Source organism: Nocardioides stalactiti (genome assembly GCF_014180715.1).
Taxonomy (GTDB): domain Bacteria; phylum Actinomycetota; class Actinomycetes; order Propionibacteriales; family Nocardioidaceae; genus Nocardioides; species Nocardioides stalactiti.
The window spans coordinates 1-13,251 of sequence record NZ_JACEFC010000047.1; the positions used below are offsets into that span (position 1 = coordinate 1).

Here is a 13,251-nt window from a genome sequence, read left to right on the forward strand (position 1 = left end):
CCGCGGCCAGCCGGCCGCCGAGGCCACGCCCTCGGGCGTCGGGGTCGACCGCGAGGTCGAGGACGTCGTGGTCGCCCTGGCGGTACCGCAGGGCGAAGCCGCCCTCCTCGACCCAGGAACGGGTGTCCGCCAGCCCGTGGTGCTTGAGGCGGAGGTGCGCCGCCTCGTCGACCGGGTCGTGCCCGTCGGCCGCGCGCGAGGCACGGCGTACGTCCTCGACGAGGGCGAGCGGGTCGGTCGGGATCACCCCGCGACCCTAGATGACCCGGTCAGGTGGTCCGTGACCCGATCAGGCGTCGACGGAGGAGTCCACCTCGGCTGCGGCGACCTCGCCCTTGCTGGGCAGCACGAAGCGGTAGCCGACGTTGCGGACGGTGCCGATGAGCGTCTCGTTCTCGGGTCCGAGCTTGGCGCGCAGTCGCCGGACGTGGACGTCGACCGTGCGGGTGCCCCCGAAGTAGTCGTAGCCCCAGACCTCCTGCAGCAGCTGCTGGCGGGAGAAGACCCGGCCGGGGTGCTGGGCGAGGAACTTGAGGAGCTCGAACTCCTTGAACGTCAGGTCGAGGACGCGGCCTCCGACCTTCGCGGTGTAGGTCGCGTCGTCGACGACGACCTCGCCCGAGCGGATGACGTGGGCGTCGGGGTCCGCGGCCTCGCGGGCCGCGGCGAGCCGGCCGATGGCCAGCTTGATCCGGGCCTCGAGCTCGGCGGGGCCGCAGGTGTGGAGGACGACGTCGTCCATGCCCCAGTCGTGAGACACGACGGCCAGTCCGCCCTCGGTCGCGACCAGGATCACGGGCACGTCGGTGCCGGTCGTGCGGATGAGCCGGCACAGGTCGCGGGAGCCGGCGAGGTCCTGGCGACCGTCGACGAGGACCAGGTCGGACTCGGGCGCCTCGAGGAGCGCGCTGCCCTCGGCGGGAAGGATCTTGACCTGGTGGCCGAGCAGCGCGAGACCGGGCAGCACCTCGGCGGAAGGTTGCAGCGCACTGGTCAGCAGCAGGAGAGTGCTCATCCCGGGTCTCCTCACTGGCACGTGGTGCCGTAGAGACCGAAACGCAACGCTGAGCCTCGGCGGGTTTTCTTCTAGGGGACGATACAGAAACCTCGGCGTCACAGGGAAGGGAACCGACGGTGAATGAGACGCAGGTCATCCTGGTGAGGTACTGGGCCGCCGCACGATCTGCGGCCGGCACCGCCGAGGAGACCGTGGACGTTCGTGGACCCGTGTCGCTCGCCGACCTCCGGACCCAGGTGGTCGACCGCCACCCGGGCTCGCGCCTCGGTGACGTGCTCGCGGCCTGCTCGGTCCTGGTCGGCGACCAGCCGGTCTCCAGCAGGGACCCGGCGACGGTGACCGTCACCCCGGGGTCGACGGTGGAGTTTCTCCCACCGTTCGCCGGTGGATGAGCGTCCGGACTAGACTCGCCCGTCGGCGTTGGGGAGGCAGCAGGTGAAGACGGATCGTGGCGTGGTGCTCACGCTCGCTGTCGTCGTGCTCACCGCCGGACTCGCTGCCGGCGCCACGCAGGGCCTGATCTTCGCGGCGGTCGCCGTCGCCGTCGCCCTCTACGTCGTCGTGGCCATCACCATCGGCGCCCAGAAGACCGGCATCGCCTGCATGATGGCGGCGTTCCTGTGTGCCCCGATGTATCGCGGGCTGGAGCAGCTGGTCGGCGGCATCCCGCCGACCGACGTGTTCATCATCGTCGGCATCATCCATCTGCTGCCCAGCTTCCTCGGCAAGCGGCTCAAGCTCCCGACGGTCTACCTGGTCGGCCTGCTGCTGATGGCGGTCTTCAGCCTCATCTCGGTCATGGTGACCGGAGACCTGTTCACCAACGCGTTCTACGCGGTGCAGTGGCTCTTCTTCATCGGTGCGCTGCCGATCGTGATGGCCTGGTGGGGACCCGACCGCAAGATCGTCGACCTGCTGCTGTGGTCCTACCTGGTCGGCCACCTCATCAGCACCGCCAAGGGCGTGACCGAGGGTGCCGTCTACGCCGGTCGGTACGACGGCCTGACCCACCACCCCAACGCGTTCGGCCTCGCCGGCGTGACCGCGATCGTGATGGTCCTGTTCCTCGTCGGGCACCACAAGGACGCGCTGAGCCGGCTGTTCCTCGCCGGCTTCGTCGGCGTCAGCCTGCTCTCGGTCACGATGAGCGGCAGCCGGGCGGCGATCGTGGTCCTGGTCGTCGTCATCCTGCTGGTCCCGATCGTCGAGCGGTCGGCGATGATCGGCTTCGCGTTCGCGATCTGTGCGGCCCTCGGCGTCGTCGCCCTCCCGTTCATCGTCGACATCAGCGGCGAGGAGTCGGCGATCGGCCGGCTCGCGGGGTCCGGGACGGCGACCGCGTCCGACGAGGTGCGCAACGAGGCGTTCGACTACGGGCTCGAGCGTTTGGGGAGCTCTCCGATCTTCGGTACCGGCTTCAGCGACGTCGAGCAGATCCACAACGTCTTCCTCGAGGCCGCCGTGGCGATCGGGGTGCTCGGGCTGGTCAGCTACCTCATCGTGCTGTTCGCGCTCGCCCGGCCCCTGTTCACGCAGCACCCGATGCGGCGGCTCACCTACATGATCTGGGTCTTCATCGGCGTCGCGCCGACGTTCCCCGGTCTGTGGGACCGCACGGTCTGGGTGCCGGCGTCGGTCGCCGCCCTGGCGATGATCGCGCCGAGGACGACGAACGCGCCGGCCGACCCCGAGGTCGGACCGGCGCGTGCCGATGGTGCTGCCGATGGTGCGGGGAGCGTCAGCCCAGGNGTCAGCCCAGGTCGCGCTTGACCTGGTCGTAGATCCACGCGTACGTGCGGGCCATGCCGTCTGCCAGCGGGATCGACGGCTCCCAGCCGTAGACCTCCTGGATGAGGGTGTTGTCGGAGTTGCGTCCGCGCACACCCTGCGGAGCGTCGAGCTGGTAGTTGCGGGTGCACTTGATGCCCGCGATCTCCTCGACGATCGTGTAGAGCTGGTTGATCGAGACGAGCTCGGCGCTGCCCAGGTTGATCGGCTCGACGTGGTCGCCGGCCAGGATCATCTGCGATCCCTTGACGCAGTCGTCGATGTACATGAACGACCGGGTCTGCTCGCCGTCGCCCCAGATGTCGAGCTCGTGGTCGCCGGTGATGACGGCGGTCGCGATCTTGCGGCACACGGCGGCCGGAGCCTTCTCGCGGCCACCGGTCCACGTGCCCTCCGGGCCGTAGACGTTGTGGTAGCGCGCGACGCGGGTCTCCAGGGCGTAGTCCTCCCGGAAGTGGCGGGCCATCCGCTCGCTGAAGAGCTTCTCCCAGCCGTAGCCGTCCTCGGGCATCGCCGGGTAGGCATCCGCCTCGGCGAGTGCCGTGACGTCGGTGTCGGTCTGCTTGTCGGCGGCGTAGACGCACGCGGAGGAGGAGTAGAAGAAGCGCTCCACGTCGTGGGCCTGAGCGGCCTGGAGCATGTGGGTGCTGGTCAGCACCGACAGCATGCAGAGCGCCTTGTTGTTCTCGATGAAGCCCATGCCGCCCATGTCGGCGGCGAGCATGTAGACCTCGCGCGCCCCGGCGGTCGCGTCGAAGGCCGCGTCGCGCAGCGAGAGGTCGGCCTGGATGTTCTCAGCGCCCTCGTGCACCTGGTACCACTCGCTGCTGGGCTTCACGTCGACCGAGCGGACCGACTTGCCCTGCGCGAGCAGGTCCGCGACCAGATGGCCGCCGATGAATCCGCCGCCACCTGCTACGACGACGTCAACTGGACGAACAGTCATGTAGTTGATCCACTCCCATTTCGTTCGGCCCCCAGGATTGCGGGGCCCACTCTTTCACCTGAGGTTCTCACTTGTGAGAAAACGACGCATCGTGGGCCCGTCTTCCGGCGCACCCTAGGCTGACGCCCGTGCTCGACGGCCAGGGACGTACCGCGCTCATCACCGGGGTCACCGGACAGGACGGCATCTATCTCTCGAGGCTGCTGCGCGACCGCGGGTACCGCGTCGTCGGCGTGGCACCGGCGGAGGCGTCTCCGGAGGACCTGTGCCGCGCCTACCTCGGCGACGTGGAGCTCGTCGCGCTCGACATCTGCGACGGCGCCGCGGTGCGCCGCGTGGTCGACGACGTCCGCCCCGACGAGGTCTACAACCTGGCCGCCGTGAGCTCGGTCGCGCGGAGCTGGGACGAGCCGGAGATCACCTTCGCCGTCAACCACGCCGCCGTCGACACCATCGTCTCCGCGCTGCTCGACCTGCGCGACCGCTCCGGCCACGAGGCCCGCTTCTTCCAGGCCAGCTCGGCGGAGGTCACCGGGTCCGCCGCGCACAGCCCGTACGCCGCGGCCAAGGCTGCTGCCGAGGACGTCGTCCGCGCGGCCCGCGACCGCGGCCTGCACGCGTCGTACGCCCGGCTCTACAACCACGAGAGCCCGCTGCGGACGGCGGCGTTCGTGACCGGCAAGATCACCCGCGGGGTCGCGGAGATCGCAGCCGGGACACGGACCGAGCTGACGCTCGGCAACCTCGAGGTCAGCCGTGACTGGGGCTTCGCCGGCGACTACGTCGACGCGATCACGCGGATGGTCGCCCTCGACGAGCCGGTCGACCTGCCGATCGGGACCGGGACGGCGCACCGGCTCGGGGACCTGCTGTCCGCGGCGTTCGCCGCCGTCGGCATCGCGGACGCGGCGGCCTACGTCGTCGTGGACCCCGCCCTGATCCGCCCGGCGGACACGGCCGTGCTCGTAGCCGACCCCGCGCCGGCAGCCGCAGCGATCGGCTGGCGTGCGTCGACGACGTTCGCCGACCTGGTGCGACACATGGTCGTGGTCCAGCAGCGACGGCTGAGCAGCGGCGTGCAGCACGACGCGAGCTACCTACTGCCCCAGGAGTGAGGAGCGGACCACGCTCGCCGTACGACGCCAGGCGAAGTGGTCGGTGAAGCGGCGGCCCGCCTCGAGCTGCTCGGGGGAGAGCGCCAGTGCCTCGGTGACGGCTGCGGCCAGGTCCTCGGGGGACGTCGACGCGGTGACCGCGGCGTGCCCGCCCGTCACCTCCGCCAGCGCCGGGTCGCCGGACACGACGACGGGGATCCCGAGTCGCATCGCCTCGATCGCGGGCAGTCCGAAGCCCTCGAAGTCGGAGGGGAAGATGACCAGGCCGGCGCCGACGAAGCAGTCCTGGAACTGCTGGTCGTCGAGCCAGGGCATCAGCTCGACCCGGTCCGCGACGCCGAGCTCGGCGACCCGTGCGGTTGCCGCCTCCCGGTCGGCCGAGCCCATCCCGACCAGGCGTAGCCGCCAGCGATCGTCGGTGCGGCAGAACTGCGCCCAGCCCTCGATGACCGCGTCGGCGTTCTTGTTGCCGAAGTGGCCGAACGCGAGGGCGTAGGGCGCTTCGGCGTCGTCGGTGGTCGGCGTCGGCCAGGCGTCGACGTGGTCGGCGCCGAGCTGGGCGGCGACGCCGGGTCGCGCCAGCCGCGGGTGCCGTTCCCGGAGGTCGGTGAGGGTGCGCTCGGAGATCGTGTAGATCCCGTCCGCGCGGCTCATCGTCCAGCTCCACGAGACGCGCCGCGAGACCCGCGTCCCGCGGGAGAACTGGTGGGGGCGCAGCTCGTGGCGAAGGTCGTAGAGGATCAGGCCGCGTCGTCCGGTGTCGGCGCCGTAGCCGACCAGGCCGGTCGCGGGAACGGCCGCCAGGACCCCGTCGGGGCGCAGCGCGCGCGCCGCCCGTCGTACGCCGAAGGAGCGCAACCACATCGCGCCCACCGGTCCGCCGAACGGTGGTGCCACCGTGACCACCTCGTAGCCCTCCGGCACGGCGAACGCGGGGCCCGCCGCGTCGACCAGGAGGGTGACGCGGTCCTCGGGCGCCGCCTCGGTCCACCCGCGCAGCAGGTGCTCGATCACGATGGCCGAGCTGCCGGCTCGGACGACGACCGCGTCGACGACCAGGTGCATGCGGGCGATCCTTCCCTCAGGAGTTCGTCGATCCCGCGAACATGCGGACTCGAAGCGCGACGACCTTAGCCGCCGTATACGGTGACCCGCGTGACGAAGCGCGCACTCATCACCGGCATCACCGGACAGGACGGCTCCTACCTCGCCGAGCTGCTGCTCGACAAGGGCTACGAGGTGCACGGCCTGGTACGACGTGCGTCCACGTTGAACCGCAGCCGGATCGACCACCTGCACACCAACACCAACCTGCACCTGCACTACGGCGACCTGACCGACGGCGTCAGCCTGGTCAACCTGATCCGCGAGATCACGCCGCACGAGGTCTACAACCTCGGTGCGCAGAGCCACGTGAAGGTCTCCTTCGAGATGCCGGAGTACACCGCGTCGACCGACGCGACGGGCACCCTGCGGCTGCTCGAGGCGATCCGCGCGGCCAAGATCGACTGCCGCTTCTACCAGGCCTCGACCTCGGAGATGTTCGGCGCGACCCCTCCTCCGCAGAAGGAGGACACGACCTTCTACCCGCGCTCGCCGTACGGTGCGGCGAAGCTCTACGCCCACTGGGTGACGGTGAACTACCGCGAGGCCTACGACCTGTTCGCGGTCTCCGGGATCCTCTTCAACCACGAGTCGCCGCGTCGCGGCGAGAGCTTCGTGACCCGCAAGATCACCCTCGGTGTCGCGTCGATCAAGCTCGGCATCACCGACCACCTGACCCTCGGCAACCTCGACGCGGTCCGCGACTGGGGCTTCGCCAAGGAGTACGTCGAGGGCATGTGGCGGATGCTCCAGCACGACGAGCCCCAGGACTACGTGCTCGCGACCGGCATCGGCACCACGGTCCGCGAGTTCTGCGAGTACGCGTTCGCCCACGCCGGCCTCAACTGGCAGGACCACGTCCGCTACAACGAGTCCTACGAGCGGCCGACCGAGGTCGACGCCCTCATCGGTGACGCGAGCAAGGCGCGCGAGGTGCTCGGCTGGAAGGCCGACACCGACGCCCAGGGCCTCGCCCGGCTGATGGTGGACGGCGACATCGAGCAGATGTCGCGCCTCATCGGACGATGACGGTCCTCGACCGCTTCCCCCGGGAGGGCCGCGACGAGCTGGTCTCGTTGCAGTGCGACCTGTGCGTGCCGCCGGTCATCTCGACGAGCACGACCGTCGAGATGCGCAAGCTCGGCTGGCTGCTCGCCGCGGACGGCCACCCGCACGACATCTGCCCGTGGTGCGACCTGTCGGTGGCGCCCAAGGAGCGCCGACCGCGTGGTGACGCCGTCACCGTCGCCCCGGACCCGGCACTGCTGCCCAACCTGGTCGTCATCGGTGCGGCCAAGGCGGGGTCCACCAGCCTGCACAACTACCTCGCATTGCACCCCGAGATCTCCATGTCCGCGGACAAGGAGATGCGCTTCTTCACCGATCCCGACTGCCTCTCCTGGGTCGGTCGCTACCAGGCCTATTACGCGCCCGGCACGGCGTACCGCGGGGAGTCGACCCCGCAGTACACGAAGTGGCCGGTGTTCCCGGGGGTCGTCGACCGGATGGCCGACCTGATCCCCGACGCCAAGCTCCTCTACCTGGTACGCGACCCCGTCGACCGCGCGATCGCGGAGTACGTCGAGGAAGCCACCTGGGGTGTCATCACCGAGGACATCGAGTCGGCCCTCGCTGACGTCGAGGCACCCCACAACCGGATCGTCGCGCCGAGCCGCTACGCCAGCCAGCTGAGGGAGTTCCACCGCCGGTTCCGGCCCGACCAGGTGCTCGTGATCGACCTGACCGAGCTGCGTGACGACCCGCAGACCACGATGAAGCGGATCTTCGACTTCCTCGGGCTCGAGTCGATCGAGCTCGACGACGAGGCGCTCCGGCCGCGCAACTCCTACGGCGACAAGGGCACGCTGCCGGGTTGGTACCAGGCCCTGCGGCGCCCCGCGCTGATCCGGCTGATGCACAAGCTGCCCACCGACCGACTCCAGCAGCTCCGCTCCTTCGTGCGGGGCCGGATCAGCAAGCCCGTCGAGCGCCCCGAGCCCAGCGAGGAGTCGCTCGCGCGGCTCCGCGCAGCCCTCGCGCCTGAGGTCGCCGAGCTCCGCTCGATGACCGGGCAGACGTTCGCAGGGTGGTCGGTCTGAGCCCCGATGGAGGTCGGAACTAAATTGCCCGTCGTGCCCCCCAAGCTCCGCGACCTCCCATCCAACGTGCGCCACCACCTCGGGTGGTGGGTGCGCGACCGCTTCCCGAACCGCAAGGTGGTCCGGGAGGTGCAGGGCGTGACGATGGTGCTGCCCTGGCCGCACCGCCTGCCGGACTACGCGGGGGACGGGCCCTACGGCCAGAACCTCGTCCAGCTCGCTGCTGCGCTCGCCGAGCCGACCTCCCCGGTCACCGTGCTCGACGTCGGCGCCAACGTCGGCGACTCGGCGCTCCAGATCCTGCACGCCACCGACGCGCAGATCCTCTGCGTCGAGGCGGACCCGTACTTCCTGGAGTACCTCCACCTCAACGTCGACGAGGACCCACGGGTCGCGGTCGTCGAGGCGCTGCTCACGCCGGACGGCAAGACCGAGGCGACGACCGCGGTCCGTACCGGTGGCACCACCCGCTTCGCCGAGGGCGAGGCCGACGACGCGCTGCCGACGGTCACGCCGAGCCAGCTCATCGCCGACTTCCCGTCGTTCGCCAACCTGCGGCTGGTCAAGTCCGACACCGACGGCTACGACGTCACCCTGGTCCCGGCGATCGCCGAGGCGTGGGGCAGCGCTCGGCCGGTCCTCTTCTTCGAGTACGACCATCGCCTCTCGCGGATCGCGGGCAACGACCCGGTCGCGGTCTGGCCGCGGCTCAAGGAGCTCGGCTACCGCGACGTCGCCGTGTGGGGCAACGGCGGCGACGCCCTCGGCCGGACCACGGTGGACGACATCGTCGCCCGCACCGCCCCGCTCGAGGAGCGGGTCGGCATCCGCGCCCAGACGTACTGGGACGTCGCTGTCGTGCACGCCGACGACGCCGCGGGTATCGCCGCGATCGACGGGCTGGTGCCCGCGACCAAGCGCCTCTGAGGGGCTCGAGGTCCGAGGCCCGATCAGAGGGCCCGATCAGAGGTACTGGCCGGCGGTCGGCCGGGGCTCGCGCCACCGACCGGCGACTGCCTGCGTGAGCAGGGCGGCCGTGGTGACCGCGTCGTTGGTCTCGAGCACGGTGGCCCGGACCATCTCCTTGAGGTCGGCACCCGTCGCACCGTCGGTCGCGCGGGCGACCGCCGGCAGGTCGAGTGCGACGTCGCACCACGCGAGGTAGCGCCCGAGGATCGCCAGCCGGCCCTCGAAGCCGGGCGGCTCCATCCGGATCACCGTGTCGAACCGGGACGACCGTCGCGCCGCCTTGTCGATCTTGCGGTGGTCGTTGGTGGACGCGATGACCACCACGCCGCTGCGGTCGGCCAGCCCGCCGTCCATGACGTTGAGGAACTCGCGCAGCCGGTGCGGGTTGGTGTGGCCGCGCTCCCCGGCGATGAGGTCGAGGTCGTCCATCAGCACCAGGCACGGCGACAGGTCGCCCGCGAGGTCGAACAGCTCGGTCAGGTAGTGCTCGGTCACGTAGGTGCCGGGCACCAGCACCGTTGCCGAGCCGAGGAGCTCACGCGCCACGACCGTGCCGAGCTGGGTCTTGCCCGTGCCGGGCGGACCCACCAGCAGCAGCCCGGTGCTCGTGCCGAGGCCGCGCGCCTTGAGGTCGTCGGCGAGCTCGAGCACGCGGTGGACGCTGCGGTCGACCGTGTCCCACACCGACCCGTCGAGCTTGAGCAGGTCGCGCGAGGCGGCCGGCGGGGCCCAGCGGGTCAGCACGAGACCGCGGTTGTCGGTCGTCAGCCGGTAGGCGCCCCGCAGGTAGGGCGAGTCCGCCGTACGCCGGGCCTGGAGGAACGCGACGAACGCCTCGGCCAGCAGGTCCGCGTCGGCGGCCCGTCCCATCAGCTCCAGGACGATGCCGTAGTGCTCGGTCGAGAGGCGCAGGACCACCGGCGCCGCGCAGACGGCGCCGGCCGGAAGCGTGACCATGACGGAGTTGAACGCCCGACAGTCACCGGCCGCGCCCTGCACGACCTCGCTCTTGGGCGGCCGCGTCGGGTAGGCGCCGACGTGATCGGCGCCCCAGCGCGCCTGGGCGTCGAACAGCCACCGGCCCACGGAGTGCGCGACCGCGGGCCCGAGGCCCTCGTCGAGGACGACCAGGTCGGAGCGGTCGACCCCGAGCCGGCCCGCGGCCCACTCGTAGGGGGTCGGCTGAGTCGGCTCCCGGCGCTCGAACTCGCGGTCGATCGCGGTCGCGAGCAGCGCCAGGGCAGGGCCGGGCAGCTCGATGCCGGTGTGCTGGTCGAGTCGGGAGTTCATGGGTCACCACCTCAGGAGGAGTCGGAACGGTACGACGTGCCCCCGACGGATCCCGGGGGCACAGCCGCCCAGTGTGCGGTTCGGGGCGACCGCCGCGCTAACGACTTTCCGGGCCGAGGTCGACACCCGCGCTGTCGGAGGGTCGGCCTAGAGTGGGCGGCGTGAACGACCGATGAGCAAAGAGGCCGCCCTGCGGGCGATGCGCGAAGCCCGCTTCAACAAGGCCGCCGCGGCTCCCGGCCCGGCCCGGCCGGCCCGACAGCCCGCGCCGACCGCCCCGTCCCGCCCCGCGGCGAGCGCACCGGCACCGAAAGCCGCCGCGACCCCCGCCCCGGAGCCGGCCGACGAAGGCCTGTGTGGTCACCGCTCGATGAACGGCCGCACCTGCACCCGCGAGCACGGCCACGCGGCCAAGAGCCACCGCTACTCCTGACGGCGAACAGGTCCGCCGTGCGGGTGGGTCACCGTTCGCAGCCGCGCTCGGTCTCCGCGACGCAGCGGTCGGTGTTGCGGTGGCCGTGGGCGAAGTCGTCACCGGGGCCGCCGATGAGGATGTCGGGCATGTACTCGCCGACCAGGGTGTCGTCACCCGGTCCGCCCCGGGTCACGAGCTCGGCGTCCTCGCCCGCGTAGCCGCATCCCGCGTCGGGGATCGAGATCGCCTCCAGGACGTCGTCGCCGGGCCCGCCGGCGACCACTCCGCGACAACCGGAGAACCGCACGTGGTCGGTCGCTGCCGTGCCTCGGACGTCGAGCCGGCGGGCTGAGAGACGGAAGCGCTCGAACCCGTCGATGTCCGCCCGGACAGCCGTCTCCTCCGGCCGGAACATCAGCTGGCCTTCGACCAGGTCCAGGTCGACGCGGCGAGCCTGGTCGCCGGCGCCTGCGTTCAGGATGAAGGTGTCCTCGCCCGCGCCGCCGGCGTACGCCGCGTGGTCGAGGAGGCGCCGACCGTGCACGTGGAGGTTCACGAGGTCGTCGCCGCCACCGAGGTCGATCGAGGTCAGCGGGATCACCGACCAGACTTTCTCCGCGCCGTCGTCCCCGACGAACGAGGGTGCCACCCACGCACCCCAGGGCTGAAGGTTGAACCTCTCGACGCCGTGCCAGCTGATCGCAGGCCCGCCGGCGTCGCTCGCCTTCTCGACGATGTTGTCGATCACGAGCGCGCTTCGCAGCGTGCTGCGGTTCAGCACCAGCTCGTCTGTCCCCGTTCCGGCATCGATCGGCAGCAGGGGGTCGACGGCACCGTCGAGCTGTGCCTCGTCGTCGCCGGCGCCGAGGTCGACGTCGTCGTGGTCGGGGGTCGTCGCGGAACCGCCGGTGATCACGCTGTCGTCCCCGTCGTGGGTGGCGATGACGTCGTCGCCCTGGCCGCGTGGCGACTCGAAGGGGTCGCTGGCCTCCACCCAGTCCGACCGTGGGCCGCCGGTATAGGTGTCGTCCCCACCGCCGAGGCTGGCGCGCACGCGGGTACCGCTCGCGGTCGCGTCGACGACGTCGTCGCCGTCGCCGGCCAGCACGTCGACAGCGTCCGTCCCGTCGCCACCCGTGACGCACACCAGGTCGTCGCCGTCGCCCGCGTACGTGTCCTCGGCTCCGTTGGTCACGATCACGTCCGGGCCATCGGTCGCGTGCAGTTCGCCCCCCGGTGCACCGACGAAGGTCGCCGGCTCGCCGTGACAGGTCGCGCCGCCGACGGCCGCGACCTCAGGGCCCCCGACAAGCAGCAGGCCGGAGAGGGTGAGTGTGAGGACCGAGAGACCGAGCAGTGCATGCGACCGAGGCATGCGCCCCAATCTCTCACCGCTCGCCGCGATCCGCCGCAGAACGGCTGCTCCTCGGTGGTCGCGCCGGCCGGCCGTACGCCACGAACGGCGTTCGGCGAGTAGATTCGGCGGAGCCGGGCGTGCCGGATCTCTCCTGCGGGGGGTGCTCATGTTTGGTCTCCAGCTCACGACGTTCGACCGCGACGCGGCGGGGGACAACCCGGCGGCGCGGGCGTTCATCCGCTCCTACCTGGTGATGCGGCTGGCGATCGGGCTGCTCGGGGTGGTGCTGCCGGTCCTGCTGGTCGTCGTGGACTGGTGGTTCCTCGACACGCACCGGCCCGTGCGCGGCTCCATGAGCGCCTACTACCACTCCTCGGCGCGGGACGTCTTCGTCGGCGGCCTGGTCGCGACCGGGCTGTTCCTGCTCACCTACATGTCGGCCAAGAAACGCACCTACGACTACGTCCTGTCGACGGCCGGGGGAGTGCTCGTCATCATCGTCGCGCTGCTGCCCACGGCCCGCGACGGGCGGGAGCTGGGCATGGGTGGGTTCGAGCCAAGCGGGGACTCCTGCGACCGCTTCGCCGGGCCTCCGGCCTGCAACGGCTTCCAGAAGGTCTGGGGCGAGGACGTCGTCCGGGACATCCACCAGCTCACGGCGAGCACCTTCGTCGTGCTGCTCGCCCTGCTGTGCGTCGTCTTCGCGCTCCGCGAGCTCGGTTACGGCCCCGGCGTCAAGGCCCTGCTCGGGGAGGAGAGGGGCGTCCGTGCGGTGCTCGCCGCGCTCAAGGCGCGCAAGGTCGGGCTCCTCACCTACCTCTGGAAGGGCCTGCCGGCGGACCCGCAGGCGGACGGCGACGCCGCGACCGCCCGGCCACCCCGTCGCCGGGTCCTCGGCTACCTGCTGGCGGCCAAGATCATCGTCCTCAGCGCCCTGTGGGCCGTGTTCGGCGTCGCGATCTCGGTCCCGACGGTCGACGGCCAGGTGGGCAGCACCTACGTCGGCGAGTTCGGCGCGTTCGTGTCCTTCGGCGTCGCCTGGCTGATCGCCGCCTGGGACCTGATGCCGGGCCCGGTCAAGCTCCTCAGTGACCGCGTCGCCGGCGCCGTGGACTCGATCAGCGGCGCGGAGCCCGCAGCCGCCGAGTGA

General features: G+C 71.2%; 14 protein-coding genes. 8 read left to right on the plus strand and 6 right to left on the minus strand.

The window, feature by feature from the left end; translation table 11 throughout:
- A partial coding sequence (locus H0487_RS11220; RefSeq protein ID WP_220793319.1) for a GNAT family N-acetyltransferase occupies nucleotides 1-247 on the minus strand: 247 nt, incomplete at its 3' end.
- A gap of 42 nt (nucleotides 248-289) precedes the next feature.
- A complete protein-coding gene (locus tag H0487_RS11225; protein WP_183094323.1) occupies nucleotides 290-1,015 on the minus strand; it encodes a response regulator transcription factor in 726 nt (241 codons plus the stop codon).
- 119 nt (nucleotides 1,016-1,134) lie between these two features.
- Between H0487_RS11225 and H0487_RS11230 the strand changes: the two genes are divergently transcribed.
- The gene (locus H0487_RS11230) at nucleotides 1,135-1,410 is read left to right on the plus strand and encodes a MoaD/ThiS family protein (protein ID WP_183094324.1); all 276 of its coding nucleotides are present in this window, start codon (nucleotides 1,135-1,137) and stop codon (nucleotides 1,408-1,410) included.
- A gap of 661 nt (nucleotides 1,411-2,071) precedes the next feature.
- Nucleotides 2,072-2,788 (plus strand): O-antigen ligase family protein, encoded by a 717-nt coding sequence (locus tag H0487_RS24540; protein ID WP_281370669.1) that lies wholly within the window; start codon nucleotides 2,072-2,074, stop codon nucleotides 2,786-2,788.
- Here H0487_RS24540 and H0487_RS11240 read toward each other — a convergent pair.
- Nucleotides 2,769-3,752: an NAD-dependent epimerase/dehydratase family protein gene (locus tag H0487_RS11240; protein WP_183094326.1), complete on the minus strand. Its 984-nt coding sequence runs from the start codon at nucleotides 3,750-3,752 to the stop codon at nucleotides 2,769-2,771. The genes H0487_RS24540 and H0487_RS11240 overlap by 20 nt on opposite strands.
- A gap of 128 nt (nucleotides 3,753-3,880) precedes the next feature.
- Between H0487_RS11240 and H0487_RS11245 the strand changes: the two genes are divergently transcribed.
- Nucleotides 3,881-4,867: a GDP-mannose 4,6-dehydratase gene (locus tag H0487_RS11245; RefSeq protein WP_183094327.1), complete on the plus strand. Its 987-nt coding sequence runs from the start codon at nucleotides 3,881-3,883 to the stop codon at nucleotides 4,865-4,867.
- Here H0487_RS11245 and H0487_RS11250 read toward each other — a convergent pair.
- Nucleotides 4,850-5,932, minus strand: a complete 1,083-nt coding sequence (locus H0487_RS11250; protein WP_183094328.1) for a glycosyltransferase family 4 protein — start codon at nucleotides 5,930-5,932, stop codon at nucleotides 4,850-4,852. The genes H0487_RS11245 and H0487_RS11250 overlap by 18 nt on opposite strands.
- Nucleotides 5,933-6,022: 90 nt before the next feature.
- Between H0487_RS11250 and gmd the strand changes: the two genes are divergently transcribed.
- Genes gmd through H0487_RS11265 form a run of 3 tightly spaced genes read left to right on the plus strand, consistent with a single transcriptional unit; the run spans nucleotide 6,023 to nucleotide 8,997 of the window.
- Nucleotides 6,023-7,000 carry a GDP-mannose 4,6-dehydratase gene (gene gmd / locus H0487_RS11255; protein WP_183094329.1) on the plus strand — a complete coding sequence of 326 codons (978 nt, stop codon included), beginning with the start codon at nucleotides 6,023-6,025 and terminating at the stop codon, nucleotides 6,998-7,000.
- The gene (locus H0487_RS11260) at nucleotides 6,997-8,070 is read left to right on the plus strand and encodes a sulfotransferase family protein (protein ID WP_183094330.1); all 1,074 of its coding nucleotides are present in this window, start codon (nucleotides 6,997-6,999) and stop codon (nucleotides 8,068-8,070) included. The genes gmd and H0487_RS11260 overlap by 4 nt, the downstream gene beginning before the upstream one ends.
- A 33-nt stretch (nucleotides 8,071-8,103) precedes the next feature.
- Complete coding sequence (locus H0487_RS11265) at nucleotides 8,104-8,997, plus strand: FkbM family methyltransferase (RefSeq protein WP_183094331.1); 894 nt, start codon at nucleotides 8,104-8,106, stop codon at nucleotides 8,995-8,997.
- 36 nt (nucleotides 8,998-9,033) lie between these two features.
- On the opposite strand, the gene H0487_RS11270 is transcribed toward H0487_RS11265, so the two are convergent.
- A complete protein-coding gene (locus H0487_RS11270) occupies nucleotides 9,034-10,329 on the minus strand; it encodes an AAA family ATPase (protein ID WP_183094332.1) in 1,296 nt (431 codons plus the stop codon).
- A 172-nt stretch (nucleotides 10,330-10,501) separates the two neighbouring features.
- On the opposite strand from H0487_RS11270, the gene H0487_RS11275 reads away from it, so the two are divergent.
- A complete protein-coding gene (locus H0487_RS11275; RefSeq protein ID WP_183094333.1) occupies nucleotides 10,502-10,762 on the plus strand; it encodes a hypothetical protein in 261 nt (86 codons plus the stop codon).
- 28 nt (nucleotides 10,763-10,790) lie between these two features.
- On the opposite strand, the gene H0487_RS11280 is transcribed toward H0487_RS11275, so the two are convergent.
- Nucleotides 10,791-12,119, minus strand: coding sequence for a hypothetical protein (locus H0487_RS11280; RefSeq protein ID WP_183094334.1), 1,329 nt, complete (start codon nucleotides 12,117-12,119; stop codon nucleotides 10,791-10,793).
- Between the two features lie 142 nt (nucleotides 12,120-12,261).
- Here H0487_RS11280 and H0487_RS11285 point away from each other — a divergent pair, with 142 nt between their 5' ends.
- Nucleotides 12,262-13,251 carry a hypothetical protein gene (locus H0487_RS11285; RefSeq protein ID WP_183094335.1) on the plus strand — a complete coding sequence of 330 codons (990 nt, stop codon included), beginning with the start codon at nucleotides 12,262-12,264 and terminating at the stop codon, nucleotides 13,249-13,251.

Excerpts from the sequence above, each read along its gene's own strand:
- H0487_RS11225 (WP_183094323.1), bottom strand. The coding sequence starts at position 1,015 with ATGAGCACTCTCCTGCTGCTGACCAGTGCGCTGCAACCTTCCGCCGAG.
- H0487_RS11240 (WP_183094326.1), bottom strand. The coding sequence starts at position 3,752 with ATGACTGTTCGTCCAGTTGACGTCGTCGTAGCAGGTGGCGGCGGATTC.
- H0487_RS11250 (WP_183094328.1), bottom strand. The coding sequence starts at position 5,932 with ATGCACCTGGTCGTCGACGCGGTCGTCGTCCGAGCCGGCAGCTCGGCC.
- H0487_RS11260 (WP_183094330.1), top strand. The coding sequence starts at position 6,997 with ATGACGGTCCTCGACCGCTTCCCCCGGGAGGGCCGCGACGAGCTGGTC.
- H0487_RS11270 (WP_183094332.1), bottom strand. The coding sequence starts at position 10,329 with ATGAACTCCCGACTCGACCAGCACACCGGCATCGAGCTGCCCGGCCCT.
- H0487_RS11275 (WP_183094333.1), top strand. The coding sequence starts at position 10,502 with ATGAGCAAAGAGGCCGCCCTGCGGGCGATGCGCGAAGCCCGCTTCAAC.
- H0487_RS11280 (WP_183094334.1), bottom strand. The coding sequence starts at position 12,119 with ATGCCTCGGTCGCATGCACTGCTCGGTCTCTCGGTCCTCACACTCACC.